Here is a 26052-nt window from a genome sequence, read left to right as displayed (position 1 = left end):
GCCCCATGGATAAGACTGTCCAGGTGACGGACGAACTCATCAAGCCGGCCGACCTCGAGCTCGCGGACGCGCTCAGCGCGGTCGTGCGCACGCTCGAACCGGAGCCGGACGTCGAGCAGACGGTCGCGAACATCGTGCAGGCCGTCGCGGCGACGGTCCCGGGCACCGAGGACGCCGGCGTCTCCCTGCTGGAGTCGGGCAGCCTGAAGTCCGTCGCACCGTCCAGCGAGCGGGTCGCGCGCCTCGACGAGCTGCAGCACAAGCTGGGCGAGGGCCCCTGCGTGGACGCGGTGTACACCGACATCGTGTACCGCACCGCCGACATCGCCGCCGACGAGCGCTGGCCCAAGTTCGGCTACGCCGCCGCCGAGCTGGGGATCAACTCGATGCTCGCGGTGCGCCTGTTCACCGGCAAGACGCTGCTCGGCGCGCTCAACCTGTTCTCCACCCAGCGGGACGCGTTCGACGAATCCGCCGAGCACGTGTGCGGCCTGTTCGCCGCGCACGCGGCCGTCGCGCTGGCCGGGTCGCGGGCCCAGGCGCAGCTGCGCAGCGCGCTGGAGTCGCGCGACGTCATCTCGATGGCCAAGGGCATCCTGATGGAACGCCACCAGGTGACCGACGACCAGGCGTTCGACCTGCTGGTCCGCGCCTCGCAGAACACGAACCGGAAGCTGCACGAGGTCGCGCGCTGGCTCGTGACCGGCACGAACAACGCGATCAACGAGAACAACGAGAACGGCTAGCCGATCGAGCCGCCGGGGCCGGCGCGCTGGTGGTGCTCCGGGCGGCAGCGCTAGTCGAACGAGCCACCCCGCCCGGCGCCCGCCGCGAAGCGTTGTGCTCCCCGCACCGCGTCGGCGGCCAGTGAGGTAAGGCCGTGCCGCCATTCGTTCGCCATCGCGGCCTGCTCGTCCATGCCGTCCTGCTCCAGCAGTGACAGCCGGTCCTCGCGGAGGCACGTCTGCGGGAAACCGGCGATCGCCGCGGCCAGTTCCTCCGCGGCGGCGCGTTCAGTGCCCGCCGGGACGACCCGGTTCGCCAGGCCCATCCGCAGCGCCTCCTCCGCGGGCACCGGGCGGCCGGTCAGCACCAGGTCCATCGCCTGGCTGACCCCGATCAGCCGCGGCAGCCGCACGGTGCCGCCGTCGATCAGCGGCACTCCCCAGCGCCGGCAGAACACCCCGAACACCGCGTCCTCGGCCGCGACCCGCAGATCGCACCACAGCGCGAGTTCCAGCCCGCCCGCGACGGCGTGCCCGGCGATCGCGGCGATCACCGGCTTGCCCAGCCGCAGCCGCGTCGGTCCCATCGGGCCGGGGCCGTCCTCGCCCAGCCGGTTGCCGCGCTCGGTGCCGATCGCCTTGAGGTCGGCGCCCGCGCAGAACGTGCCGCCCTCGCCCCACAGCACGGCGACCGCGGCGGAGTCGTCGGCGTCGAACGCCTCGAAGGCCTCCAGCAGCGCCTGCGCGGTCGGGCCGTCGACGGCGTTGCGCGCGTGCGGGCGCGACAGGATCACGGTGCAGACGGGGCCGCTGCGCTCGACCCGGACGGCAGGTTCGACCATGCCGACACGCTGTCACAACACCCCGGAGTTGTCACTCAGCCGAGCGTCACGCGCGCCTGCCGGGCACCGCGGGCCAGGCGCAGACCGACCGCGACGACGACGATCACCATGCCAGCGCCACCCGCCCCGCACAGCGGCACGTGCCGCAGGAAGCGGCCGCTCGCCGGGGTCAGCCGCTGGAACGCGGTCAGCAAGCACGCGTGCACCGCGACGATGAACAACATCCGGCGCCGCGTGAACACAGGATTCCTGGCGTGGAGCACCCGGCGCAGCGCCCGCCAAACTGCCATGACCAACAGGACACCACGCCGAATCACCGGGTGGTTCGTCACCGGCGGGGCGCCGGCTCGGTGCTCAGGACCTGGCGCGCAGTTCCACGCAGCACTCCCCCGCCCGTGGTTCCAAAGCCGCCTCCACGCTCGTCGCGTCGAGGCCGTCCAGCAGGCCGCCGAGGAAGGACTGGTTGATGCCGCACACCACGGCCGGCTCGCGCGCGGCCAGCGGGTGGAACGGGCAGTTGCGCAGCCGCACGCAGACCGGGGACTCGCGGCTGGGTTCGAAACCGTGCCGTTCCACGACTTCCGCGGCGACGGTCAGCGCCCGCTCGGCGCCGAGGCGGCCCGGCCGCGTCCGCTCGCGCTCGGCGGTCCCGACCGCGCGGCCCCGCTCACGGGCGACGCGAAGCGCGGCGTCGCGGGCGGTCTCGTGTTCGCCTTCGTCCAGCACCGCGCCGAGGAGGATGTCCGCGAGCAGGTCGTGGTGGCGGGGTGGGATGCTGACCCGCACCTCCTCGCCGGAGGGCTCGTAGACCTTGGGGGTGCGGCCCGCGCCCCGGCGCTCGCCGACGAACTCGTAGCGCGCCCGCAGCAACCCGGCCGCCACGAGCTTGTCGAGGTGGAACGCGGCGAGCTTGCGGGAGATGCCGGCGGACGCGGCGGCCTCGTCCCGCGTGACCGGGCGCCGGGCCTGGCGGATGAAGGCGTACATGCTGCGCCGCAGCTCGTCGTCGAGCGCGGCCAGCGCCCGGATCGGCCCCTCGCTCATCGGATCACGATATCACCCAATCTCACATGCGCAATTGCGCACTCTTGACGTTCCGGAGCGATAAGACCAAACTTCATTGGCGAAAACCGAGTAGCCGGAGGTCGTCATGGCAGACGCGAAACGGCCGGCGAGCGCCGTGCTCGCCGGGCCCTACGGTCACCCGTTCCACCCGATCCTGGTGACGGTGCCGATCGGGGCGTGGGTGAGCAGCCTGGTGTTCGACATCGGGTCCCGGATCGTCGCCGGGCCGGGGTTCCTGACGCGGGGATCGGTCTGGCTCATCGCCATCGGGGTCATCGGCGCGGTGCTGGCCGCGGCCACCGGCGCGCTCGACCTGCTGGCGGTGCCGCGCGGCACCCGGGCCTTCCGGACCGGGCTCACGCACATGGGGCTCAACCTCACCGTCACGGGCGCGTTCGCCGCCGGTTTCTTCTGGCGGCAGGGCGAGCTCGACGGGCGGGTCGGCATCGGCCCGCTGGTGCTGTCCGCGGCCGCGCTCGCCGCCCTGGCGGTGTCCGGCTACCTCGGCGGCAAGCTCGCCTACCGCTTCGGCGTCCGCGTCGCCGCCGAGGACGTGCAGGCCGAGGGGTACCGCTCGCCGCCGGCCCACCGCACCCGCCCAGCCCACTGACCCACCCGATCGAAAGGCAGCACGTGCAGTCCGAAACCGCCCTGCGAGTCGTCCACGAGCCCGCCGAGGGAGTGGACCTCGCCGCCGCCGAGCTCCACGCCGCCCAGTTCCTCGAAGCACTGGGGGTGTCGCTGGAGTCGGAAAGCCTCCGCGGGACGCCCGGCCGGATGGCCCGCGCCTACGCCGAGCTGTTCTCGCCGCGGCCGTTCGACCTGACCACGTTCCCCAACGACGAGGGGTACGACGAACTGGTGCTGGCGCGGGGAATCCCGGTGCGGTCGGTGTGCGAGCACCACCTGCTGCCGTTCGTCGGCGTCGCGCACGTCGGGTACCTGCCCGGCGAGCGCATCCTGGGACTGTCCAAACTGGCCCGCATCGTCGAGCACTTCGCGCGGCGCCCGCAGGTGCAGGAACGGCTCACCAAGCAGGTGGCGGACTGGCTCGCCGAACACGTCCACCCGAAGGGCGTGGGGGTGGTGATCGAGGCCGAGCACACCTGCATGACGCTGCGGGGCGTGCAGGCCGCGGGTTCGAGCACCGTCACCTCGACGCTGCTCGGCACGCTGCGCGAAGACGCCCGGTCCCGCCAGGAGTTCTTCGCGCTGACCGGCGTCAACCCCTGACGCTCAGGCCAGGGCCTCGACCGCCTCGGCCAGATCGCGCAGGTGTCGCGTCCCGTCGGGGAGGGCGAGGCCGTCCCAGCCGGGGCCGGCCACGAACAGCCGCGTGCCGGTCAGCTCGTCCGCCGGGACCTGGCTGGCCAGCTCGGGCGTGTGCGCCCACACGACCGTCGCCGCCGGTTTGCGCACCGTCACGGTCGTGAGCAGCGACCGCGGCGGCACGCGCGCGCCGAGCGAGATGGTGCCGCGGCCGCGTTCGGCGAGCGCGTGCCGCAGGACCTCCAGCGGCAGCGAGTGCTGTTCGTCCGGCGCGCACGCCAGCAGCACGGAAGCCGAACCGGTGTTGCCCGGCGGGACCGCGTGCAGCGCGGCGATGATCCCGTCGGTGGCGAGGTGCTCGACCTCGACGGGCCCGCCCGGCTCGGCGCACCGCTCGCCCAGCTCCTGCAGGAACGGGACGAGCAGCTTCTGCCAGGTTTCGACGGTGCCGTGCCGGTCGAGGAAGCCGACCACGATGCGGCGGAACGCGTCCGGGTCGAGCTTCTCGGCGGCTCCGCGCAGTGACCGCCGCCGGCGGCTCGCCACCCGGTCGGGCACCTGACCGGGTGGGGCGATCGGCGGCGCCGCACCCGCGCTCACGCTCGCGGCCGCGCTCGCCACCGGCACGCCCTGGCGCACCAGGTGCACCACGCGCTCCAGCCGTCGCAGGTCGCCGACCGTGTACCGGCGGTGCCGCCCCGGTTCGCGGGAGCTCGGCCCCAGCCCGTGCCTGCGGTCCCAGCTGCGCAGTGTCGCGACCGCGACACCGAGCCTGCTCGCCACCGCGGCAGGGGTCAGCACCGCTTCGGGCGGTACCGCTTCGCGCGCGGCCTGCCCCGTGCGGCTCATCAGTTCACGCCTCCCGATGACTTCCGGTCACCGCCCACCCGGGCGGATCCACCATTCGATTGTGCAACATTCCCGCCTCCCTTGGTTGACGATCAACTCGATAATCGGGCAGCAGGAGCGCAGACAGACCAGGGTTATTGGAACGATCGGTTGGCAATGCGCTACGCTGCCGATCATGGCGAGGACCAAGGAGTTCGATCCGGACGCCGCGTTGCACGCGGCGCTGGAGCTGTTCTGGCGACAGGGCTACGAGGCCACCTCGATGCAGGACCTGGTCGACCACGTCGGCGTCAACCGCGCCAGCCTGTACGCCACCTACGGCAGCAAGCACGACCTGTACCTGCGCGCGCTGGACCGGTACTGCGAACTGCGCGGCACCGAGACGATGACCGCGCTCAACCGGCCTGGCCCCGCGCTCGACGCGGTCCGCGACTTCGTCCACTCCTACGTTACCGAGTGCCGCGAGGACGCGGAGCGCAAGGGCTGCCTGGTCACCAACACCGCGACCGAACTGCTACCACGGGACGCGAAGGCGGCCCGACGGGTGGACATCGCCTTCGGGGAGCTGGAGGCCGCACTGGCCGGCACCCTCTCCCGTGCCCAGCAGGAGGGCGACCTCCCGCCGGACAAGGACCCGCGGGCGCTGGCCCGCTTCCTCGTCACGTTCATCCAGGGCATCCGCGTGGTCGGCAAGACCGACGACATCCGCCGCCTGGACGAAGCCGTCGACCAGGCCTTGTCGCTGCTCGCCTGAAAGCCCTCGCGGCTTGACCCGATTTTGGAACGTACGGTTGTCTATGAGAGGAGTGCGCATGCCACGCGCGATCTACGTGCTGAGCCTCGGCGTGTTCGCGATGGTCACGAGCGAGTTCGTCGTCGCCGGGCTCATGCCCCAGCTGGCCGACGGGCTCGGCGTCACGGTGCCGCAGATCGGCTACCTGATCACCGCGTTCGCGGTCGCGATGGCGGCGGGCGGCCCGGTGCTCACCGTCGCCCTGATGCGGCTCGCCCCGAAGACCGCGCTGATGCTGTTGTTCGCGGTCTTCCTGGCGGGCAACGTCCTGGCCGCGACCGCGAGCGGTTACGGCACGATGCTGGTCGCCCGCGTCGTCACCGGCGTCGCCGCGCAGGCGTTCTTCGGCATCGGCATCTCGCTGACCGCGCAGCTCACCCGCCCGGAGGTCCGCGGCCGCGCGATCGCCGTGGTGATGAACGGCCTGATGCTCGGCACCCTGCTCGGCCTGCCGCTCGCCACGGTCGTCGGCGAGAACCTCGGCTGGCGCGCGGCGTTCTGGGTGATCGGCGTGCTGGCCGTGGTCGCGGCGCTGGCCACGCTCGCCGGCGTGCCCGCGCTCGCCACGTCCACCGAGGGCGGCACTTTCCGCGAAGAACTGGGCGTGTTCCGCGCCCCGCGGTTGTGGCTGGCGCTGTCGACCAGCACGCTCATCATCGGCGCCACGTTCTCCGCGTTCAGCTACTTCACGCCGATCCTCACCGAGGTCACCGGGTTCGACGGCGGCACGGTGCCGCTGCTGCTCGTCGCCTACGGCGCGGCCACGGTCGTGGGCAACGTCGTCGTCGGGCGTCTCGCCGACCGGCACACCCTGCCCGTCCTGGTGGCCGGCCTCGCGCTGAACCTGGTCTTCCTCGCCGCGTTCGCCGTGCTCGCCGACCTGCCCGCGCCCGCGGTGATTGCGATGCTCGGCGTCGGGCTGGTCGGCGTCACGATGAACCCGGCGATGGTGACCCGCGTGCAGCGCGCCGGCAACGCCCGGCCGCTGGTCAACACCGTGCACTCGTCGTTCATCACGCTCGGCGTCATCCTCGGGTCGTCGCTCGGCGGGCTGGTGATCGAGACGTCCGGGCTGCGCGCGCCGCTGTGGCTCGGCGCCGGCCTCGCGGCGCTCGGGCTGCTGACCGTGCTGCCCGAACTGCTGCGCCGCCGGGTGCCCGCGCCGGCCCTGCAGCCGTGCGCCTGACCGGCCGAGCACCCGGACGGCAGGAGCGTCACCCGAGGCAGGCCCGGACCGCGTCGGCCAGGTTCGTCGCCCGCGGGTCGTCCGGGCGGTAGTTCCACAGGTTGGGGACGTAGCCGAACCCGACACGGGCGTCGGGGTCGGCGAAACCCACCGATCCACCCGAGCCCGGGTGGCCGAACGACCGCGGTCCGAGCATCGGGTACGGCGGGCAGGCCCGCCAGAACCCCAGCGACATGTTGAAGGAGCGGTCAGCCGGGAGGCTCAGCCCCGGCGGCAGCCCATGCATGCGCGTGCGGTCGGTCTGGATCTCGGTCGCCGTGCCGACGGTCGACGGCTTGAGCAGCCGCACACCGTCGACGCGGCTGACGGTGGCGGCGTACATCCGGGCGATCGAGTGCGCGTCGGCGACCATGTTCGCGGCCGGGAACTCCGCCGCACGCCAAGCACGCGTGGTGAAGTAGCTGGTCGTGTTGTCGAAGGCGCCGCCGAGCTCGCCCGCGCGGATGGCGACGGAACCCGGGCTGTACTGAGCGTTCACCCACGCGGTGACCGTGTCGGCGTCGAGCCCGGTCACCTTGATCAACCCGGCGAGCAGCTCGTCCACGGTGAACGGGGCGGCGTCGTGGATCCGCGCGACCCGCCGTTCGTGCTTCTCCGGCAGGCCGATCCACGCGTCGAGCCCGAGCGGGCGGGCCACCTCCTCGGCGAAGAAGGTGCCGAGCGACTTGCCGGTGATCCGGCGCACCACCTCGCCGACCAGGAACCCGAAGGTGTGGGCGTGGTAGATGTGCTCGGTGCCGGGCTGCCACAGCGGCGGCTGCGCTTCGAGCGCCCGGATGACCGGGTGCCAGGCGCACGCGTCCGCGAAGGTCAGCGGCCCGTCCACAACCGGCAGGCCGGCCTGGTGGGACAGCAGCCGGCGCACCGGGATCGTGTCCTTGCCGCGCGCGCCGAACTCCGGCCAGTACCGGACCACCGGCGCGTCCAGGTCCAGCAGACCGCGCTGCACCAGCAGGTGCGCGCAGATCGCGGTGGCGCCCTTCGTCGTCGAGGCGACCTGCGCGATGGTGTTCGCGCGCCACGGCCGGTTCGCCTCGCGATCGGCGAGGCCGTCCCAGAGGTCGACCACGAGGCGGCCGTCCACGTAGACGCTGCACGCCGCGCCGACCTCGCCAGGGCCGTCGAAGTTCGCGCGGAACGCGTCGGCGACCTTCCCCCAGCCGCGGGCGACGCCACGCTCACCGCGGTCGCCTTCGTGGCTTTCCGCGGAGGCGGTTCCGGCCCCGGCGAGGGTGAGCGCGGCGGCGCCACCGGCGCCCTGCAGAACGGTCCGGCGCGTCAGGCGCCCGTGCTCCGGTGAGGTGGAAGCAGGCATGACACATCTCCTCCGTGTTGTTCCGTGTCCCGGAATCCGATGCGTCCACCGTCGCCGGGCGACCGGTCACCGCGCTGACACCGCGCTGACACCGGTGCCGTGCCCGACCTGACGGGACAGGAAGTTCCACATCAGCCCGGCCACGGAGGACGGCCAGGCGTGGGTGAGGCCGGGGAACACGATCGACTGCACGGCGGCTCCGCCGTGGCAGCCGCGCCACGTCGTCACCACCGCCGGGCCGGTCCGCCGCGTCGAGGAGTGCGCCGGACAGGAGTTCAGTGCCCGCCAGGTCGTGGTCGCGTGCTGCACCACCTGGGCGCCGTGCTGGAGGATCCGGTCCGCGGTCCCGGCGGCGACGAGCGCGGACAACCCGGCCGCGGCGCGGTTCGCGCACGTCGTGGGCGGGGCGGCGCCGTAGGTCGCGAACGCGGCGAAGGTGGCCGGCGAGACGCACGCGAGGTGGAACGCGAGCCGCCCGCCGTTGCTGTAACCGACGAGGTAGATCCGCCGCGGATCGGTGCCGAACGCCCGCGTGGCGTCCGCGACCACCGCCTGCACGAACGCCGTGTCGTCGACGTGCCGACGGGCGGCCAGACCACAGCAACCGCTGCCCGCGTTCCACGACTGCCCGATTCCCGCCGGATACACGACATCGGCGAGCCCGTTTTCCGCGAACCGCAGAAAACCGGTCCGGGTCGCCATATTCCGGACATCCATTCCACGACCGTGCAACACCACCAGCAACGGCAGTCCGGAATGGGCGGATTCCGCCCGCACCGCCAGATAAGTCCGCCCCGCCACCACCCGGGTCGTCATCGAAACTCCTTGCGCCACAGCGGAAACCGAACCGCCGACGAGCAGCACGCACAGGACGCTCACCAGGAACGCTTTCCACCACCGCACGGAATCAGTTTGACCGGAATTCCGTGGGGCGCGGGTGAGCACAGCGTTTTCTCAGGCGGTTCTCACCGGCCGCCCAGAAAGGGGGACGACACTCGGCCGGGTCGTTCGCCGAACCAGAGGAGTGCAGATGGCCGTGATTTCCCGGATGCTGGAGGTGCGCGCCCAGGACCGGCCGGACGAGGTGGCCTTCCTCGACGGCGCGGACGGGCGCGAGCTGACCTGGCGTTCGGTCGCGGCCACCGCGCGGCGCTGGCGCGAACTCGCCCGCGATCTGCCGCCCCGCACCCGGATCGGCCTGGTGGCAGCGGATCCGCTGGCGTTCACCGCCGCCTACCTCGGCTGCCTCGCCGCGGGCCTGACCGCCGCGCCGGTCGATCCCCGGCTCACCGCCGCCGAACTGGGCACCGCCCTCGACCGGCTGCGCGCCGCGGTCGTCGCGACCGACCAGCCGGACCTGGTGCCCGGACACCCGACCTGGGCACTCGACCGCGACGGCCCGCGTCCCGTCCGGACCGGTCGCATCCGCGCCGACGGCACCGCGTTGCGACCCGCGGTGCTGCTCACCAGTTCCGGCACCACCGGCGCGCCCAAGGGGATCCCGCTCAGCGAGTGGCAGCTCGTGCGCGCCGCTCGCCGCGTCGCCCGGCACCACCGGTTCGGCCCCGGCGAGCGCGGGTACACGCCACTCCCCCTCTTCCACGTGAACGCGCAGGTGATGGGCCTGCTGGCGACCGTGGTCAGCGGCGGCTCGCTGGTCCTCGACCGGAGGTTCAGCGCCGTCGACCACTGGGACCGCGTCGAGCGCTGGTCGCCGACCTGGCTCAACACCGTCCCCGCGATCCTCGCCTCGCTCGCCGGGCAGCCCGCGCCGCCGGACCACGTCGTCCGCCGCATCCGGTTCGCGCGGTCGGCGTCGGCGCCGTTGTCACCGGAGATCGCGCGGCGCTTCACGGAGCGCACCGGCATCGGCGTGCTGGAGACCTACGGGATGTCCGAGGCCGCCGGGCAGATCACCGCGAACCCGCTCGAACCCCGGCTGCGCCGCGCCGGCTCGGTCGGCCTGCCCGTCGGGGTCGGTCTCGTGGTGGCCGGGCCGGACGGCGCGGTGCTGCCGCCGGGCGAACGCGGCGAGGTTCGGCTGCGCGGTCGTCAAGTGGTGAGCCGGTACCTCGAACTGGACGGTCTCGGCGAACGGATCCGCCCGGCCCGGACGCCGGACGGGTGGCTGCCGACCGGTGACGTGGGCGTGCTCGACGAGCACGGGTACCTGACGCTCGCCGGGCGCGTGGACGACGTCATCAACCGCGGCGGCGAGAAGATCTACCCGCACGAGATCGAGGACGTGCTGCTCGCGCACCCGGCGGTCACCGCGGTCGCGGTCGTCGGCGCGCCGGACGAGCGCCTCGGCCAGGTTCCCGTCGCGTTCGTGACCGGACGGCCGGAACCCGGGCTGGCGCGGGCTTTGCACGGCTGGTGCGAACAGCGGCTGGCCCGCTACAAGCGGCCGTCGGTGATCGAGGTGACGACGGCCCTGCCGCTCGGCCCGACCGGGAAGGTGCTGCGCCGTGAACTGCGCGCCGCGGCGGGCGGCCGGTGAGCCGGGGCGGCGCGCACCTGCACTACGTCGACCTGGTGCGGGTCCTGACCGTCGGGCTGGTGATCGGCCTGCACGTGCTGGCGCTGGCGCCGTTCGCGCCGGGGGTGCCGATCGGCGGGCTGATCATCGTCTTCCACGTCAGCCGCGAGGTGTTCTTCCTGCTGACCGCGTTCGTGCTCACCTACAGCACGGTCCGCAAGCCGCGGTGGCGCGAGTTCTGGCGACGGCGCTACCTGTTCGTGGTCGTGCCGTATCTGCTGTGGACGGTCGTCTACTTCCTGGCGAACGGCGGACCGTACTCGGCGACGGCGTTCGTCCCCGAGCTGCTCACCGGCACCGCGCGCTACCACCTGTACTTCCTGCTCGTGTCGATGCAGATCTACCTGGTGTGGCCCCTCGTCCGGGCGCTGATCGCGGTGACCCGGCGGTACCACTGGGCGCTGCTGGCCTTCGCGGTGGCGTTCCAGCTGGTGTTCTCGCTCGCCGTGCAGCAGCAGTGGGACCTCGGCGGGCTGTCCGGGTGGGTGCACGCGCCGGACGCCTGGCTGCCCAGCTACCTCGGCTACGTGCTGGCCGGCGCGCTGGCCGGGACGCACCGGGAACGGCTCGTGGCGTGGACCCGCGCGCACGTTCCGCTGGTCCTCGGCGGCTGCGTGGCGGCGCTGGCGCTCGGTGTGGGTGTCTACTTGGGACAGGTCTACTCGGCCGGGACACCGCCGCTGGTGGCCAGCATCGTGTTCCAGCCCGTCGTCGTGGTGGAGAGTTTCGCCGTGGCCTTGGCGTTCCTCGCGCTCGGTCTGGTGTGGGCGGAGCGCGGAACGCCGTGGCGCGGTCTGGTCCGGGCGGCCTCCGACGCGTCGTTCGGCGTCTACCTGGTCCACCCGCTGCTGCTGCAGGGCCTGCTCCTCGCGGTCGTCGCCGCCGGACCCGCGCAGCCGCCGGACGCGGTACTGCTGCCCGTGCTGGTGCTGGTGGTCGTCCCGCTCGTCTACTCCGCATCCGGCCTGGTCACCGCACTGGCGCGGCGCACCCCGGCCAGCCTCGCCCTCACCGGGCGGCCCCGGCTGCGCGCTCGCGTGCCCGCGCCCGCCCTCGTCCCCACAGGAGGAACCCGATGAACACCGGTGTGACCATGGTGATCGACCCCGGTCTGCCGACCGGCGCGTTCACCGACCTGGTGGCCAGCCACGGCGACCACATCGGCCTGCTCAAGTTCGGCTGGGGCACCGCGCTGGTGACCAGGGACCTGCACCGCAAGATCGCCGTGCTGCGCGAAGCCGGGATCGGCTGCTACTTCGGCGGCACGCTGTTCGAGCACTACCTGGTGCGCGACCGGCTGGACGACTACCTGGCGTTCGTCGACGACGCCGGGGCGACCCACATCGAGGTGTCCAACGGCACGATCCCGTTGTCGCAGCACGACAAGGCGTTCTACGTCGAGCGGATGACCCGGTACCGGCCGGTGCTCGCCGAGGTCGGTTACAAGGACGCGGGCCGTTCGGCGAGCCTCGGGCCGGGCGACTGGGTCGCCGCGATCGCCGAGGACCTCGCCGCGGGCGCGGACTTCGTGATCACCGAGACGCGCGAGAGCGGCCGCAGCGGCCTGGCCCGGCCGGACGGGCACGTGCGCGAGGACGTGCTGCACGCGGTGATCTCCGCGGTCGACCACCGGCGCCTGCTGTTCGAGGCGCCGACCAAGGACCTGCAGGTCGAACTGATCCAGGCGCTCGGGCCGTCGGTGAACCTCGGCAACATCGCCACCACCGACGTGCTCGGCGTGGAAACCCTGCGGCGCGGGCTGCGCGCCGACACCCTGATCCAGCTCACCCCCACTCTCGAAAGGACCGTCCATGCGTGACCCCAGGGACGCCTGCCACGTCGCCATTCCCGCCCGCGACCTCGACGAGGCCGTCGAGTTCTACGTGTTCGGCCTCGGCGCGAAACTGGCCCGCCGCTACGAAGACCGTGTGACGTTCGACTTCTTCGGCGACCAGCTCGTCTGCCACCTGTCGGAGAACGTGCCGGCGGAAGCGGTGGCGTACCCGCGGCACTTCGGGGTGAGCTTCGCGCGGGCCGAGGACTTCGACCGGCTGGTGCGGGTCGTCGAGCACCGGAAGCTGAAGGTGCTGTCCGGGCCGTCGCTGCGGTTCGAGGGGACGGCCGAGCAGCACCGCACGTTGTTCCTGGTGGACCCGTCGAACAACGTGCTGGAGTTCAAGAACTACGACGACCCGCGGTTGCAGTACTGATGGCCGTGCACCTGGTGCGGCACGGGCAGAGCGCGTGGAACGTCGCCGGCCGCGTCCAGGGGCAATCGCCGCGGGCGGGTTCGCTGACCGCGGCGGGGCGGGCGCAGGCGGCCGCGCTGGACGTGACCGGGACGGTGCTCGTGTCGAGCGATCTGCCCAGGGCGCGGGAGACGGCGGAGATCATCGCGGCCCGGCTGGGGCTGCCGGTGCTGGTCGACGCCGGGTTGCGGGAGCAGCGGCTGGGCGCGCTGGAGGGCAGGCGGTTCGCCGAGGTGCGGCCGGTGATCGACGGCCTGTGGGCGCATCCGCTGCGGCTGCCGCCCGGAGGCGGGGAGAGCGTGGCCGACCTGCACCTGCGGGTGCGGCGGACGCTGGGCAGGCTGGCGGCGCGGCATGCCGGGGAGGAGCTGGTCGTGGTGACGCACGGCGGCCCGATCCGGGTGGCGACGGCCGGGGTGGACCCGCTGTCGGGGGCCGCGGTGCCGCGCGCGGCGGTCGGCAATGCGGCGGTGATCACTGTGCGTCCGGGCGCGGCCGTCTAGTCTGCGGCCTTGTGACTGTGCGCCTGGACCTCGAGCCCACCGGACTGGCCGTCCTGACGGTCGACGCCGGGCCGCTCAACCTGTACACGCTGGAGCTGCACGCGGACTTCGACGCCGCGCTGGACCGCCTCGGGGACGCGCGGGCGCTGCTGATCCGCGCCGAGGGCAAGGTCGTCAGCGGCGGCGTCGACGTGTCGCTGTTCGCCGCGCAGGAGACGCCCGAGCAGGCGAAGGAGCTGTTCGACCGGATGCTGGCGCTGCCGGATCGGATCGCGGCGCTGGAGATCCCGACGGTGTTTGCGGCGCACGCGTTGTGCCTGACCTGGGCGTTCGAGGTCGCGGTGGCGTGCGACCTGATCCTCGCGGCGGAGCGGGCGTCGTTCGGGCTGGTCGAGAAGGTCGTCGGCCTGACCCCGACGATGGGCGGCACACAGCGCCTGGCCGCGCGGGCCGGCGTCGGGCGGGCCGCGGAGTTCGTGATGACGGGCGACCGCTACCCTGCGGCGGAGCTGGCGCGGTGGGGCGTGGTGAACCGGGTGCTGCCGGACGCCGGTTTCGACGAGGCGGCGCGCGCTTTCGCGGCATCGTTGGCGGAGGGCCCGACACGCGCCCACGCGGCGACGAAGAAGGTGCTGTCACACTTCGCGAACGGCGGCGTCGCCGAGGCGAACAAGCACATCACGTCCATCGCGGCGGACCTGTACCGCACAGAGGACCTGCGCAACGCGGTGCGGTCGTTCCTGGAGGAAGGTCCGGGGAAAGCGAAGTTCACCGGTCGCTGACCGGGCACACCGGTGGCTCGGCGGAGCCGTCGTGTACTACCCTTTCACTACTTGATTAGTGAAAGGGTTCTTGTGATCGAGTTCCGGATCGACCGGCGCAGCGGCGTGGCCACCTACCTGCAGTTGGTGCAGCAGGTCGAACAGGCGTTGCGGCTCGGCCGGCTCCGGCCGGGCGACCGGTTGCCCACCGCCAAGGAGGTGGTGAGCAGCATCGCCATCAACCCGAACACGGTGCTCAAGGCGTACCGCGAACTCGAACGCGAAGGGCTCGTCGAAGCGCGGCGCGGGCTCGGCACCTTCGTCCGGCGTTCGCTCGGGCACGGCGACGCGGTGGACGGCGCCGTGCTGCGCCAGAAGCTGGAGAGCTGGATCCGGGAGTCCCGCGCGGCCGGGCTGGAGCGGGAGGACGTCGAAGCGCTGGTCAAGTCGGTACTCGACGAACACCACTGGACGTGAAGGAGGGGGCATGGCGAGCAGTGACGCGTTGACGGCGACCGGCCTCGGCAAGCGCTACCGCCGGGGCTGGGCGCTACGGGACTGCGACTTTTCCGTGCCACACGGCCGGATCAGCGCGCTGGTCGGCCCCAACGGCGCGGGCAAGACGACGTTGATGGCGCTCGCCGCCGGCCTGCTGGAGCCGACCGAGGGGCAGGTGCGGGTGATGGGCCGAGCGCCGGACAGGCGCGGGATTCCCGCGGACCTGGCCTTCCTGGCTCAGGACAAGCCGTTGTACCGCGGATTCACGGTCGCGGACATGCTGCGCGCGGGCCGGGCGCTCAACACCACGTGGGACCAGGCGTACGCGGAGCGGCTCGTCTCCGAGGCCGGTGTCCCGCGCACGGCGCGCATCGGCACGTTGTCGGGCGGCCAGCGCACGCGGGTGGCGCTCGCGGTGGCACTCGGCCGGCGGCCGCGCGTGCTCATGCTCGACGAACCGCTCGCGGATCTGGACCCGATCGCCAGGGACGAGGTGATGCGGACCTTGATGGCCGAAGCCGCCGACACCGGAATGACCGTGCTGCTCTCCTCGCACGTGCTGTCGGACCTGGAAAACGTGTGCGATCACCTGGTGCTGCTCGCCGACGGGCGGACACGGCTGTGCGGCGACGTGGCGGACCTGCTCGCCGGGCACCGGCTGCTGGTCGGCCCCGCGGACGGCGACCTCGCCGCGGACACGGTGGTCGAGCGGCGCACGACGGCACGCCAGGTCACGGCCCTGGTGCGGGGGCACTCGCCCGCTCCCGGCTGGGAATCACACGAACCCACGTTGGAGGAACTGGTGATGGCGCACCTGCGGGCGGGCAGCGCCGCGGCACGCGCGCGGGAGGTGGCCGCGTGACCTGGGTGACCTGGCGGCTGCACCGCCTCCAGCTGCTGCTCGGTCTCGGGCTGATCGCTGCCGTCGCGGCGGTGCTGGTCGTCGCGCACACGCAAGCGACCGGTTACCTGGCGGCCCACGGCATCGAGGGGTGCCATGTGGTCGACAGTGGACGGTGCACCGCCCCGGCGATGGCGGCGTTCGAGGACGAGTTCCAGAGCTTCGCGCGCAACTTCCCGATGGTGCTGCTCGGCCTCCCCGTGCTGCTCGGCATGTTCACCGGTGCGCCACTGTTCGCGCGCGAGTTCGAGCAGGGGACCCACATCCTCGGGCTGACGCAGTCGGTGAGCCGGTTCCGCTGGTGGGCGAGCAAGGTGCTCGTGGTGGGCACGCCGGTCCTGCTCGGCATGTTCGCGCTCGGCCTGGTGAGCGCGTGGGCCTTCGAACCGCTGCACTACGTGACCCGCGGAGCGATCATGACACCGGGTTTCGAAACGCAGGGACCGGTCCTGGGCGCCTACACCGCACTCGCGTTCGCCATCGGCGCGACGGCTGGGCTGTTCTTCCGCAGCACGCTCGCCGCGATGGCCGCGACGCTGCTCGTCTACCTGGTGGTCGTGATCGGGGTCGCGAACCTCGCGAGGGCCGATTACGCCGCGCCCGCCCTGGCCACGGCCCCCGTCACCGCGGAGAACCCCGTCCCGTACGACGGGTGGCGGCTCGGGGCGGCGTACTACGACGCAAGCGGCCACGAGGTCGCCTTCGAACCGTCCGCCTGCACGTCCGCCGACACCGCGCGGAGTTGCCTGGAGAATCAGGGGGTGGCGGCGCAGCGGGCCGCGTTCCACCCGGCCGACCGGTTCTGGCGTTTCCAGGGGATCGAGAGCGGGATCCACGTGGTGCTGGGCGCTCTGCTCCTGGCGGCGGGCCTGTGGCGGGTGCGACGGCGGGTCTTGTGACACCGCCGGCTCCGGCCTGGCGACCCGCACCAGGCCGGAGCCGGAGGGCTCAGCGCTTGGCTTCGGTGGCCGGCAGGATCCTCCCCCGCACCTCGCCGAAACCGATGCGGCCTTCCGTGCCCGGGGCGGTCGCCGAGATGACCACCTCGTCGCCGTCCAGGAGGAACGTTCGTGGCTCGCCGTTGACCTCGATCGGCTCCTTGCCGCCCCAGGTCAGCTCGATGAACGCGCCGCGCTGGTTCTTCTCCGGGCCGGAGATCGTGCCGGACGCGTACAGGTCGCCCGTGCGCGAGGACGCCCCGTTGACCGTCATGTGCGCCAGCATCTGCGCCGGCGACCAGTACATCTCCCGGTACGGCGGGCGGCTGACCTCCTGCCCGTTCCACGAAACCGACAACGCGATGTCCAGTCCCCACGGCGACGACTCCCGCAGGTACGGCAACGGCTCCGGCGACTGCTCCGGCGTCGGGACCCGCGCGGCCTCCAGCGCCAGCAGTGGCACCACCCACGGCGAGATCGACGTCGCGAAGCTCTTGCCGAGGAACGGGCCCAGCGGCACGTACTCCCAGGCCTGGATGTCCCGCGCCGACCAGTCGTTCACCAGCACCGCGCCGAACACGTGCCGCGGGAAGTCCTCGGTGGACACCGGGGAACCGAGCGGCGACGGCACCCCGACGATGAACCCCAGCTCGGCCTCGATGTCCAGCCTGCGGCACTCGCCGAACGTCGGCGCGGCCTCGTCCGGCGCCTTGCGCTGCCCGCACGGCCGCACGATGTCCGTCCCGGACACCACGACCGTCCCGGACCGCCCGTGGTAGCCCACCGGCAGGTGCTTCCAGTTCGGCATCAGCGGCTCGGCGTCCGGCCGGAACAGCCGTCCCAGGTTGGACGCGTGGTGCTCGGAGGCGTAGAAGTCCACGTAGTCCGCGACCTCGACGGGCAGGTGCAGCTCCACTTCGGACACCGGGAAGACCGCATCGGCGGGCACCTCTCCCCGCACGAGGTCCGAAACACGCGCCCGGACCTCGACCCACCGGTCGTAGCCCTGCGCCATGAACGCGTTCAACGACGGCCGCGCGAACACGTCGTCGCCCAGCGCCACCGCCAGGTCGACCACCGAGTCGCCCACCCGCACGCCGACCCGGGGCTGCGTCCCCGGCGTGGAGAACACGCCGTAGGGCAGGTTGTGCAGCCCGAACAGCGACCCCTCGGGGATGTCGATCGTGGTCATGCCGTCACTCCTCCTTCCAGCACCGAAGCCGGGACCAGTTCGAGGTCCACCAGCTCGGCCACCGGTTCGTCGATGCTGCAGGTCCCGAACGACCGGAACGACTCCCGCGCCGAGAAATCCACTTCGGACACCAGTTCGGCCACCCGCGCGCCGTCCCGCTCCGCGAGCAACGCGACCAGCTCGTCCTCGCCCGCACCGGAGCGGGCCGCCGCCGTCGCCAGCAGCAGGTTCAGGAACCCGTGCTGCTCGAACCCGGTCGACGGGTCCGTGTTCCGCACCGCGTGGTGCAGCCCGGCGGTCGCCTTGAACGGCACCCCCGCCCGCACCACGGCGTGCACGGCTGCGGCCAGCTCCGCCTCGTCCGGGTACAGCTCCGCTTTCACCCCGCCGGTCCGGAACTTCGCGGCGTGCCCGGTCTTCGCGCAGGTCGCGATCACCTCGGCGCGGCGGGAGTCCCGCGGCACCTCGACGAACACCGGCACGTCACCGGCCACCTCCAGCGCGCGGAAGAACTCCGGCACCGATGACTCCGCGGGCACCGCGACCTCGAACCCGGCCAGCCGCACCGGCAGGTCGGCGGCCCGGCCCAGAGCGTCCGGCAGCTGGGCCGGGCCGCCCGGCGCGGTCACCGACAGGTCGAGCGGCTCCGCAGCGACCGCGCCGAGCTCCGCGAGCGCGGGCGCGGCCAGGACCAGCGGGCCGACCAGGTCGCCGTAGCCCGACGCGAGGTGCGCGGCGTGGTCCGGCACCGCCCGCGGCAGGGGCTTCAGACCGGGCGGGAACACCGCCGCGTCGTCGAGGAACCCGGCGAACAGGCTCACTTCGGCCCCCGCCCGGCCCAGGTCCACGCGTAGTTCGGGTCCTCGGCCGCGCGGCCGCCCTCACCCAGCTCCAGCGGGCGGAACGTGTCGACCATGACGGCGAGCTCGTCGAAGTACTCCACGCCGATGCTGCGCTCGTAGGCGCCCGGCTGCGGGCCGTGCGAGTGCCCGCCCGGGTGCAGCGAGATCGAGCCCTGCCCGATGCCCGAGCCCTTGCGCGCCTCGTAGTCGCCCCCGCAGTAGAACATGACCTCGTCGGAGTCCACATTGGAGTGGTAGTACGGCACCGGGATGGACAGCGGGTGGTAGTCCACCTTGCGCGGCACGAAGTTGCAGATGACGAAGTTGTCGCCCTCGAACACCTGGTGCACCGGCGGCGGCTGGTGCACGCGGCCGGTGATCGGCTCGAAGTCGCTGACGTTGAACGTGTACGGGTACAGGCAGCCGTCCCAGCCGACCACGTCGAACGGGTGCTGCGGGTACACGAACCGGGTGCCGACGATCCCACTGCTGCCGCGGTGCTTGATCAGCACCTCGACGTCGGTGCCCTCGACCAGCAGCGGCTCGGTAGGCCCGTGCAGGTCGCGCTCGCAGTAGGGCGAGTGCTCCAGCAGCTGCCCGTACTTGGACAGGTACCGCTTCGGCGGCGTGATGTGCGAGTTCGCCTCGATCGCGTACGCCCGCACCGGGCCGTCCGGCACCCAGCGGTGGGTGGTGGCGCGCGGCAGGATCACGTAGTCGCCCTGGCGGAACGGCAGCACGCCGAACACGGTCTCGACGACGCCCTCACCGGACTCGATGTAGACGCACTCGTCACCGATCGAGTTGCGGTACAGCGGGGAGGCCTCACCCGCCACGACGTAGGAGATGCGCACGTCGCCGTTGCCGAGCACGAGCCGGCGCCCGGTGACGACGTCGTTGGACTTCCACTCCTCGCCGGGGAACAGCTCGTGCAGCTTGAGGTGCCGCGGCCGGAGCGGGTGGTTGGCCTCGGTGGTCAGGTCCGGGAGCTCCCAGACCGTCGAGTCGACGATCGCCGACGGGATGTTGCGGTGGTAGAGCAGCGACGAGTCGCTGGAGAAGCCCTCCTCCCCCATCAGCTCCTCGTAGTACAGGCCACCCTCGGGCGTGCGGTGCTGCGTGTGCCGCTTCGGCGGAACCGCACCGACCTGCCGGTAGTACGCCATGACCTCGCCTCCTTGCCGGTCCGATGTAGTAAATGTATGTACTACTTCGCCGACGCGCAAGGGTCAGTTGCGGCCGCGCACGTCGAACTGGTCGCGGTTGGTGATCAGCTTGTCCAGCAGCATCACGAGAATGCGCTGCTCGGCCTCGGTGAGCACGCTGGTCCACTCGTGCTCGCGCTCGTTGTGCTCGCGGAACACCTCGACCATCTCGGCGCGGCCGCGCTCGGACAGCGACAGCAGCACCGAGCGGCCGTCGTGCTCGCCGGGCGTGCGCTCCAGCAGCCCGTCGGCCACCAGTGTCTTCGACAGGTTGGACACCGCCGCGCGGCTCATGCCGGTCAGCTCGGCGGCCTTCTTCGCCTCCAGCGGGCCGGCCAGCCAGGTGACGAACAGCAGCCGGAACCCGGACCAGGACTGGCCGCGCGGCCGGTGGACGCTGGCCTCCAGGTCGTAGGTGACGATGTTGGAGGCCCGGTTCAGCGTCAGCAGCACCTCGGTGGCGAGCTGGTGCCGGAAGCCGAACTCCTCGGCGAGCCTGCGGTTGGCGAGCTCGACGAAGGACCAGAAGTCGAGCTCGCCAACACCACCGTCCGCCATGACCGCAACCCTATCGCCGGAGGAAGTAGTTAATATCTAAACTACCTCGCGGGCCGCCGCGGCGCCACGCCGTTCCCTCGTCACCTTGAGGAAGGACAGCATCACCGCGCAGACGACCAGGCACGCGATCGGGAAGTACAGGCCCACCGACACGTCGTCGGCGGTGGCGTTCTTGCCGATCACGTACGGCCCGAAGAAACCGCCCAGCGCGGCGATCGAGTTGATCGCGGCCAGCCCGACCGCGGTGTGCTCCTTGGACAGCACCCGCGACGCCAGCGCCCAGTACGGCGCGAGGTAGCCGAGCACGCCGATCGCGACCAGCGACAGGCAGATCAGCGCCGCCACCGGGGTGTGCCGGAACTGGATCGTGCCGAACAGGCCGATCGCGGCCAGCAGCATCATCGCGACGACGTGCCCGCGCCGCTCCCCCGTCCGGTCGGAGTTGCGGGCCACCAGCAGCATGCCGGCCGCGCCGACGATCCACGGGATCACGCCGAGGAACCCGATGTTGGTCGCCGAGTAGGACGGGTCCATCTGCTTGACGATCTGCGGCAGGAAGAAGGTGAACCCGTACAGGCCGCACGCGGCGAACAGGTTCGCGAAGGCCATGTAGAGCACCTTGCGGTCCTTCATGACCCGCAGCTGGCCGAGGAAGGTCTCCTTCTGCTCGGGTGCGTAGTCGGAGTTGATCTCGGTCTCCAGCCACTCGCTCTCCTCGCGCGAGAGGAAACGCGCCTGGCTGGGCTTGTTCGGCAGGTAGACCAGGACGATCAGGCCGACCAGCACCGCGGGCAGGCCCTGCAGGATGAACACCCAGCGCCAGCCGGACAGGCCGAACCAGCTGATGTGGTCGAGGATCAGGCCGCCGGTGAGGCTGCCGAGGATCATCGCGATCGGCTGCGCGATCGCCAGCGTCGCGATGGCGCGGCCGCGTTCCTTCGGGCGGAACCACAGCGTCAGGTACAGCAGCAGGCCCGGGTAGAGCCCGGCCTCGGCGACGCCGAGCACGATCCGCGCGATGTAGAGCTGCGGGATGTTCTGCACGAACCCGGTGACGGCGGTGACGATGCCCCAGCTGATCGCGATGCGCGCGAGCCAGATCCGCGCGCCGATCTTCTTCATGATCATGTTGCTGGGGATCTCGAACACCACGTAGGCGAGGAAGAAGATCGCCGACGCGGTGCCGAACACGGCCGTGGTGATCAGCAGCTCGTGCTGCATGCCCAGCTGAGCGTAGCTGATGTTCGACCGGTCCATGTAGTTGAACACGTACAGCAGCGCGACCAGCGGCAGGACTCTCTTGCTGACCTTGCGGATCGTCCGGCTGCCGAGTTCCCCGGCAGCGGTGGTTTCGCTCATGTCTCTCCTCGTTGAGTGTCTCGCGAAGTCAGGCCGCGGCGTTGACGCCGGCGAGGCGGCCCATGGTCAGGGCGTTGGCGACCGCGTTGCCGCCGCCGACGTAGCGCTGCCCGAGTACGCCGGCTCCGGCCTCGCCCGCGGCGAACAGGCCCGCGATGGCCTCGCCGCGTTCGTCGCGCACCGCGGCGCGCGCGTCGATCTCCAGTCCGGCGTGCGTGCACACCAGCTCCGCGGGCAGCAGGCGCGCCGCGTAGAACGGAGGTTCGCCGATGGGGTCCGGGTGGCCGGCCGAGCCCTTGTTGGCGAGCGTGCGGTGCCGCAGGAACTCCGGGTCGTGGCCGGACGGCAGCTGCTCGTTCCACCGGCGCACGGTCGCGACCAGCGCGTCGGCGGGGATCCCGGCCTTGCCGGCCAGTTCTTCGAGGCTACCGGCGCGCAGCGTGCGCCCGGCTTCCGCCTCGGCCAGCACGTGGCCGGCGTCCCAGTGCGCGTACCCGGCGGGCAGGCTGCGGCGGGCGCGCTCGTCGAAGATCACCCACGCGGCGCCGCCCTGCCGCTCGATGATGCCGCTGGACACCGCGTAGGAGGCGTCCTCGTCCATGAACCGGCGGCCTGCGGCGTTGACGTAGATCCGCGACTTCGGCGGGAACCCGGACTGCCAGTGGTGCAGCCGCTGGAAGTAGGCGGTGGGCAGCAGCAGGCCCCAGCCGTCGCCGGTGACCCCCGCGCCGACCTGCTCACCGAAGCGCAGGTGGTCGCCGCGGCTACCGTCAGCGGCGACGACGAACAGGTCCTCGCCCGCCCGCAGCGCCGCCGGGTAGTAGCGGGCCAGCAGCTCCGGGTCCCGGGCGAACCCGCCGCTGGCGACCACCACCGCGCCCGCCCGCACCTCGATGCCGTCGGCGACGACGCCGCGGACCCGGCCGTCGTCTTCGACGAGCCGCTCGACACGGGTGTTGAGGACGATCTCGACGCCCCGGGCGCGGGCGGCCTTGGCGAGCACCTGCACGACGCCGTAGCCCTGGTCCTTCGGCACGTGGCCGCGCCACACGTCCTCGACCCCGGCCTGGCACAGGCCCGGCGTGTGCGCGTTGCCGGAAACCTTCGCCGGGATCTCCACACCGAGGCCGATCAGCCACTCCAGCGTCGGGCCCGAGTGGCGGCAGAACGCCTCGATCAGCCCGGGGTTGAGCTGCCAGGAGTTGAGGTCCATGTAGTGCTGGAAGAACCGATCGGCGGAGTCCTCGACGCCCAGCGCGGCCTGCACGCTCGTGCCGGCGGCGGTGAACATGCCGGCGGACAGCTGCGTCGAGCCGCCGAGCTCGGTCTCGGACTCGAACAACAGCACCGACGCACCCCGCTCGGCTGCGGAGGTGGCCGCGGCGAGCCCGGCGCCGCCACCGCCGACGACCACCACGTCCCAGTCGTCGTTCATGCCAGGTCTCCTCCGGTCTCGGCGAGAATGCGGTGGTACAGGCCGTTGGACACCAGGCCGCCGTCCACGGTGACCTCGCTGCCGGTCATGTAGCTGGACCTGTCCGAGAGCAGGAACAACACGGCCTCGGTGATCTCCGCGGGCTGCGCCATGCGCCCGGCCGGGATGCTGGCCACCGCGGATTCGACGAACGAGTCCGCACCGGCGAGCAGCGCGGTCTCGACGAGTCCGGGGTGGACGGAGTTGACCCGGATGCCCCACTTGGCGAAGTTGCCCGCGGCCGATTTGGACAGTCCGGTCAGCCCCCACTTGCTGGAGCTGTAGGCGGGCGAGAAGTAGCCGATCTGACCGGAGATCGAGGAGATGTTGACGATCGAGCCGCCGCCGGAGTCGCGCATCAGTCCGGCGACGGCTTTCATGCCGTAGAACGGGCCGGACAGGTTGATGTGGAGGACCTGTTCCCAGACCTCGTCGGTGGTGTCCAGGAACTCCAGGCGGCGCGAGATGCCGGCGTTGTTGACGAGGCCGGTGAGACGGCCGCGAGTTTTCCGGATTTCCTCGACGACGCGGGCCCACGCCCGTGGGTCGGTGACGTCCAGTGCGTGCGCGGACGCCGAGCCGCCGTCGTTCTCGATCTCCTCGACGACCGGGGTGGCGTCGGCGATGTCGGCCAGGCACACGTGCGTGCCGTGTTTCGCCAGGGCCCGGGCGTGGCTGGCGCCCATGCCGGCGGCGGCGCCGGTGACGAGCACCGTGTCCGGGTACTCAGACATGCCGCGACCCGCCGTCGACGGCGATGCTGTGGCCGGTCACGTAGCGGGCGCTGTCGGAGAGCAGGAACAGCAGCGGGCCGACGACCTCCTCGGGCGAGCCGAGCCGGTGCAGCGGCACGACGTCGAGCGCGTGCCGCAGCGCGGCCGGGTCCTCCTTGACCCAGCGGGTCATCTCGGTGTCGATGTAGCCGGGGGCGATCGCGTTGACCCGGATGCCGCGGTCGCCGAACTCGACGGCGAGCGATTCGGTGAGGTGCGCGACGGCGGCCTTGGAGGTGCAGTAGGCGGCCCGGCCGCGGCGGACGCGCACGGCGGACACCGACGACATGTTCACGATCGCGCTGCCGGGCTCCATGTGCCGGGCGGCGGTCTGCGCACCGTAGAGGACGCCCTCGACGTTGACCGACAGGGTCGCGTTGATCTGCTCCGGCGTGATCTCGTCGGCGAGGGCGAACGGGAAGATGCCGGCGTTGTTGACCCAGAAGTCGATGCGCCCGAACCGCTCCAGCGCCAGCTGTGCCACGGTTTCGTGGTCCTCGGGCTTGGTGACGTCGATGCGGGCGCCGATGATCTGGCCGGGCTTGTCGCTGCTCGCGACTTCCGCGGTGAGTTCGTTCGCGGTCTCCAGCATCTGCTCTTCGTTGATGTCGGCGCCGACGACGTGCACGCCGCGGGTGGCCAGGGCGGCGGTGAAGCGCGCGCCCATGCCGCGGGCCGCGCCGGTGACGACCGCGACCTTGCCCGCGAATTCCGGGTAGACGGCCGTCGTCGGCTCGTGCTGGGCGCGTGTGTCGGTCATCGGTTCTCCTTCGTGTCGTCGCGGCGCACCGTCCGGCGGCGGATGCGCCACGTGCCCGCGTGGCGGACCAGGTGGTCGGTGATCGTGGTCAGGCGGAGGAGTTCGGGCGGGCTGTCCGGGAGGGTGCGCACGATCTGCAGGTAGGCGCGCGCGGTGAGGCCGTCGTCCGCGGGCGTGACGTGCAGGTTGGTGAGGACGTGCCGGGTGACGCCTTGGTGCGCGGCGAAGTCCTCGGCGAACCTGGTGAGCTCGGCGGTGCCGGTCACCGGAGCCGGATAGCTCGGTGAGTGGAACTCGCCGTCCGGGGTGAAGGTGTGCGCCCACTCGCGGGCCCGGCCCTCGTCGATGTAGTGGCTCTGCGCGCCGTACAGCTGGTGCACGAGAACGAGCGTCTCCACGTCCACGACGACCTCCTCCGGGGGCTTGCGCGCTGCGATTCGCGTGCTATTATCGCACTCAGCGTGCGAACTACGGAAACAGTAGGTCGCGGTCCGGTTCGTCGTCAAGGGGGTGCCCGCGTGTCCGAAGTCGACTCGGGGATGTCGAAAACGCTGCACAACGGGTTGCAGATCCTCGAGCTGCTCGTCGCGCACCCGCAGGGGATGACGCTGACGGAGATCGCCGAAGGGGTGGGCGTGCACCGGACGGTGGCGCACCGGCTGGTGCGGACACTGGAGGCGCACCGGTTGTGCCGGCGGGACCGGTTCAAGCGGATCTCGCTGGGGACGGGCCTGGTGCGGCTGGCCGAGCCGGTGGAGCAGGACCTGCGGACGCTCGCGCGGCCCGTGCTGGAGGAGCTGACGGACGTCACCCAGGCGACGGCGCACCTGGTGGTGCGGGAGGGCGCGGACGAGGTGCGGATGCTGATGATCGTCGAGCCGCGGCAGGCGCGGATGCACGTGAGCTTCCGGCCCGGCCAGGTGGACCCGATCGACCGCGGTTCGGCAGGCTTGGCGCTGCTGGCCGCGGCCCCGGCGGCGGAGGGCGAGCGGGAGGAGGTCGCGCTGGCCCGGAAGCGTGGTTTCGCCGTGTCCTACGGGGAAATCGCGCCGTCGATCATCGGGATTTCCGCGGTGGTGCCCGGGCGGGAGGTCAGCATCGGCCTGTCACTGTTCTCCGCACCCGACGAGGAGTCGCTGGGCCGCACGGTGGTCGAGGCGGCCCAGCGACTGGGTTCCCTGCTGCGGTAGGGAAAGTGCCGGTACGTGAACCAGCCACCGGGCGCGGCTGACGCGCTGCGGTGGCTGGTTCAATTCGTTGAAGCCGCGGCGTCGGCGCAGCGGGCCAGTTACCGCCGTTGCGGGCTCGGCGCCGACGCTGAGCTTCGTGCACAGCGCGGACCAAGTCCGCGATGGTCGTGGGGTGTCCCCGCGGACGGCGAGCACGCTCCATGACC

At 72.0% G+C, this 26052-nt stretch carries 30 protein-coding genes; 15 read left to right on the top strand and 15 right to left on the bottom strand.

From position 1 onward, the window contains the following. Nucleotides 1–23 precede the first annotated feature (23 nt). Nucleotides 24–746 carry a GAF and ANTAR domain-containing protein gene (locus tag AMY39116_RS0305825; RefSeq protein ID WP_020416758.1) on the top strand — a complete coding sequence of 241 codons (723 nt, stop codon included), beginning with the start codon at nt 24–26 and terminating at the stop codon, nt 744–746. Between the two features lie 50 nt (nt 747–796). On the opposite strand, the gene AMY39116_RS0305820 is transcribed toward AMY39116_RS0305825, so the two are convergent. The 3 genes from AMY39116_RS0305820 to AMY39116_RS0305810 all read right to left on the bottom strand — a co-directional run bounded on the left by AMY39116_RS0305820 (nt 797) and on the right by AMY39116_RS0305810 (nt 2611). Continuing rightward, a complete protein-coding gene (locus AMY39116_RS0305820; RefSeq protein WP_020416757.1) occupies nt 797–1567 on the bottom strand; it encodes a crotonase/enoyl-CoA hydratase family protein in 771 nt (256 codons plus the stop codon). Nucleotides 1568–1602: 35 nt separating this feature from the next. Continuing rightward, nucleotides 1603–1857, bottom strand: a complete 255-nt coding sequence (locus tag AMY39116_RS0305815) for a hypothetical protein (RefSeq protein ID WP_157358432.1) — start codon at nt 1855–1857, stop codon at nt 1603–1605. Between the two features lie 64 nt (nt 1858–1921). Further along, the gene (locus AMY39116_RS0305810; RefSeq protein WP_020416755.1) at nt 1922–2611 is read right to left on the bottom strand and encodes a metalloregulator ArsR/SmtB family transcription factor; all 690 of its coding nucleotides are present in this window, start codon (nt 2609–2611) and stop codon (nt 1922–1924) included. A 106-nt stretch (nt 2612–2717) separates the two neighbouring features. Between AMY39116_RS0305810 and AMY39116_RS0305805 the strand changes: the two genes are divergently transcribed. After that, entirely contained in the window at nt 2718–3242 is a 525-nt protein-coding gene (locus AMY39116_RS0305805) for a DUF2231 domain-containing protein (RefSeq protein WP_020416754.1), read from the top strand. Nucleotides 3243–3265: 23 nt separating this feature from the next. Then, nucleotides 3266–3865, top strand: a complete 600-nt coding sequence (gene folE / locus AMY39116_RS0305800) for a GTP cyclohydrolase I FolE (protein WP_020416753.1) — start codon at nt 3266–3268, stop codon at nt 3863–3865. A gap of 3 nt (nt 3866–3868) precedes the next feature. Here folE and AMY39116_RS0305795 read toward each other — a convergent pair whose 3' ends face one another. Continuing rightward, nucleotides 3869–4750, bottom strand: coding sequence for a MerR family transcriptional regulator (locus AMY39116_RS0305795; RefSeq protein ID WP_020416752.1), 882 nt, complete (start codon nt 4748–4750; stop codon nt 3869–3871). A gap of 175 nt (nt 4751–4925) precedes the next feature. On the opposite strand from AMY39116_RS0305795, the gene AMY39116_RS0305790 reads away from it, so the two are divergent. After that, complete coding sequence (locus AMY39116_RS0305790; protein WP_020416751.1) at nt 4926–5504, top strand: TetR/AcrR family transcriptional regulator; 579 nt, start codon at nt 4926–4928, stop codon at nt 5502–5504. A 58-nt stretch (nt 5505–5562) separates the two neighbouring features. Beyond that, nucleotides 5563–6729, top strand: a complete 1167-nt coding sequence (locus AMY39116_RS0305785) for an MFS transporter (RefSeq protein WP_020416750.1) — start codon at nt 5563–5565, stop codon at nt 6727–6729. A gap of 28 nt (nt 6730–6757) precedes the next feature. Here the strand turns inward: AMY39116_RS0305785 and AMY39116_RS0305780 are convergent, their stop codons facing one another. Both AMY39116_RS0305780 and AMY39116_RS44600 read right to left on the bottom strand, forming a co-directional pair. Further along, complete coding sequence (locus tag AMY39116_RS0305780; RefSeq protein WP_020416749.1) at nt 6758–8104, bottom strand: serine hydrolase; 1347 nt, start codon at nt 8102–8104, stop codon at nt 6758–6760. A 66-nt stretch (nt 8105–8170) separates the two neighbouring features. Then, complete coding sequence (locus AMY39116_RS44600; RefSeq protein WP_084506017.1) at nt 8171–8920, bottom strand: PHB depolymerase family esterase; 750 nt, start codon at nt 8918–8920, stop codon at nt 8171–8173. 214 nt (nt 8921–9134) lie between these two features. Between AMY39116_RS44600 and AMY39116_RS42295 the strand changes: the two genes are divergently transcribed. From AMY39116_RS42295 to AMY39116_RS0305730, 9 genes are all read left to right on the top strand, one after another. Then, a complete protein-coding gene (locus AMY39116_RS42295; protein ID WP_020416747.1) occupies nt 9135–10604 on the top strand; it encodes a class I adenylate-forming enzyme family protein in 1470 nt (489 codons plus the stop codon). Beyond that, nucleotides 10601–11722, top strand: a complete 1122-nt coding sequence (locus tag AMY39116_RS0305765; protein WP_020416746.1) for an acyltransferase — start codon at nt 10601–10603, stop codon at nt 11720–11722. Before AMY39116_RS42295 ends, AMY39116_RS0305765 begins: the two co-directional genes overlap by 4 nt. Then, nucleotides 11719–12462, top strand: a complete 744-nt coding sequence (locus AMY39116_RS0305760; RefSeq protein ID WP_020416745.1) for a phosphosulfolactate synthase — start codon at nt 11719–11721, stop codon at nt 12460–12462. The genes AMY39116_RS0305765 and AMY39116_RS0305760 overlap by 4 nt, the downstream gene beginning before the upstream one ends. After that, the gene (locus AMY39116_RS0305755; RefSeq protein ID WP_020416744.1) at nt 12455–12853 is read left to right on the top strand and encodes a VOC family protein; all 399 of its coding nucleotides are present in this window, start codon (nt 12455–12457) and stop codon (nt 12851–12853) included. The genes AMY39116_RS0305760 and AMY39116_RS0305755 overlap by 8 nt, the downstream gene beginning before the upstream one ends. Next, a complete protein-coding gene (locus AMY39116_RS0305750) occupies nt 12853–13395 on the top strand; it encodes a histidine phosphatase family protein (RefSeq protein ID WP_020416743.1) in 543 nt (180 codons plus the stop codon). The genes AMY39116_RS0305755 and AMY39116_RS0305750 overlap by 1 nt, the downstream gene beginning before the upstream one ends. A gap of 17 nt (nt 13396–13412) precedes the next feature. After that, the gene (locus AMY39116_RS0305745; RefSeq protein WP_020416742.1) at nt 13413–14177 is read left to right on the top strand and encodes an enoyl-CoA hydratase/isomerase family protein; all 765 of its coding nucleotides are present in this window, start codon (nt 13413–13415) and stop codon (nt 14175–14177) included. Between the two features lie 72 nt (nt 14178–14249). After that, nucleotides 14250–14633: a GntR family transcriptional regulator gene (locus AMY39116_RS0305740; RefSeq protein ID WP_020416741.1), complete on the top strand. Its 384-nt coding sequence runs from the start codon at nt 14250–14252 to the stop codon at nt 14631–14633. Between the two features lie 10 nt (nt 14634–14643). After that, nucleotides 14644–15516, top strand: a complete 873-nt coding sequence (locus AMY39116_RS0305735) for an ABC transporter ATP-binding protein (RefSeq protein WP_020416740.1) — start codon at nt 14644–14646, stop codon at nt 15514–15516. After that, the gene (locus AMY39116_RS0305730; protein ID WP_020416739.1) at nt 15513–16454 is read left to right on the top strand and encodes an ABC transporter permease; all 942 of its coding nucleotides are present in this window, start codon (nt 15513–15515) and stop codon (nt 16452–16454) included. Before AMY39116_RS0305735 ends, AMY39116_RS0305730 begins: the two co-directional genes overlap by 4 nt. Before the next feature lie 49 nt (nt 16455–16503). On the opposite strand, the gene fahA is transcribed toward AMY39116_RS0305730, so the two are convergent. From fahA to AMY39116_RS0305685, 9 genes are all read right to left on the bottom strand, one after another. After that, on the bottom strand, nt 16504–17685 hold the full coding sequence (gene fahA / locus AMY39116_RS0305725; protein ID WP_020416738.1) for a fumarylacetoacetase: 1182 nt from the start codon (nt 17683–17685) through the stop codon (nt 16504–16506). After that, nucleotides 17682–18533, bottom strand: coding sequence for a hypothetical protein (locus AMY39116_RS0305720; RefSeq protein ID WP_020416737.1), 852 nt, complete (start codon nt 18531–18533; stop codon nt 17682–17684). Before AMY39116_RS0305720 ends, fahA begins: the two co-directional genes overlap by 4 nt. Continuing rightward, nucleotides 18503–19693: a homogentisate 1,2-dioxygenase gene (locus AMY39116_RS0305715; RefSeq protein WP_020416736.1), complete on the bottom strand. Its 1191-nt coding sequence runs from the start codon at nt 19691–19693 to the stop codon at nt 18503–18505. The genes AMY39116_RS0305720 and AMY39116_RS0305715 overlap by 31 nt, the downstream gene beginning before the upstream one ends. 63 nt (nt 19694–19756) lie before the next feature. After that, nucleotides 19757–20290 (bottom strand): MarR family winged helix-turn-helix transcriptional regulator, encoded by a 534-nt coding sequence (locus AMY39116_RS0305710; RefSeq protein ID WP_020416735.1) that lies wholly within the window; start codon nt 20288–20290, stop codon nt 19757–19759. A 36-nt stretch (nt 20291–20326) separates the two neighbouring features. Then, the gene (locus AMY39116_RS0305705) at nt 20327–21649 is read right to left on the bottom strand and encodes an MFS transporter (protein WP_020416734.1); all 1323 of its coding nucleotides are present in this window, start codon (nt 21647–21649) and stop codon (nt 20327–20329) included. Nucleotides 21650–21677: 28 nt separating this feature from the next. Beyond that, complete coding sequence (locus AMY39116_RS0305700) at nt 21678–23084, bottom strand: FAD-dependent oxidoreductase (RefSeq protein ID WP_020416733.1); 1407 nt, start codon at nt 23082–23084, stop codon at nt 21678–21680. Further along, complete coding sequence (locus AMY39116_RS0305695; RefSeq protein ID WP_020416732.1) at nt 23081–23857, bottom strand: SDR family NAD(P)-dependent oxidoreductase; 777 nt, start codon at nt 23855–23857, stop codon at nt 23081–23083. Before AMY39116_RS0305695 ends, AMY39116_RS0305700 begins: the two co-directional genes overlap by 4 nt. Further along, nucleotides 23850–24656: an SDR family NAD(P)-dependent oxidoreductase gene (locus tag AMY39116_RS0305690; RefSeq protein ID WP_020416731.1), complete on the bottom strand. Its 807-nt coding sequence runs from the start codon at nt 24654–24656 to the stop codon at nt 23850–23852. Before AMY39116_RS0305690 ends, AMY39116_RS0305695 begins: the two co-directional genes overlap by 8 nt. After that, the gene (locus AMY39116_RS0305685) at nt 24653–25060 is read right to left on the bottom strand and encodes a nuclear transport factor 2 family protein (RefSeq protein ID WP_020416730.1); all 408 of its coding nucleotides are present in this window, start codon (nt 25058–25060) and stop codon (nt 24653–24655) included. Before AMY39116_RS0305685 ends, AMY39116_RS0305690 begins: the two co-directional genes overlap by 4 nt. Nucleotides 25061–25174: 114 nt before the next feature. Between AMY39116_RS0305685 and AMY39116_RS47960 the strand changes: the two genes are divergently transcribed. Continuing rightward, a complete protein-coding gene (locus tag AMY39116_RS47960; RefSeq protein ID WP_020416729.1) occupies nt 25175–25846 on the top strand; it encodes an IclR family transcriptional regulator in 672 nt (223 codons plus the stop codon). The last annotated feature ends 206 nt before the right edge of the window (nt 25847–26052 follow it).

This window comes from Amycolatopsis sp. ATCC 39116 (assembly GCF_000231075.2).
In the GTDB taxonomy this organism is placed as follows: domain Bacteria; phylum Actinomycetota; class Actinomycetes; order Mycobacteriales; family Pseudonocardiaceae; genus Amycolatopsis_E; species Amycolatopsis_E tucumanensis.
Note: the sequence above shows the minus strand (reverse complement) of the source record. Positions and strands in the feature narration are given on the sequence as shown.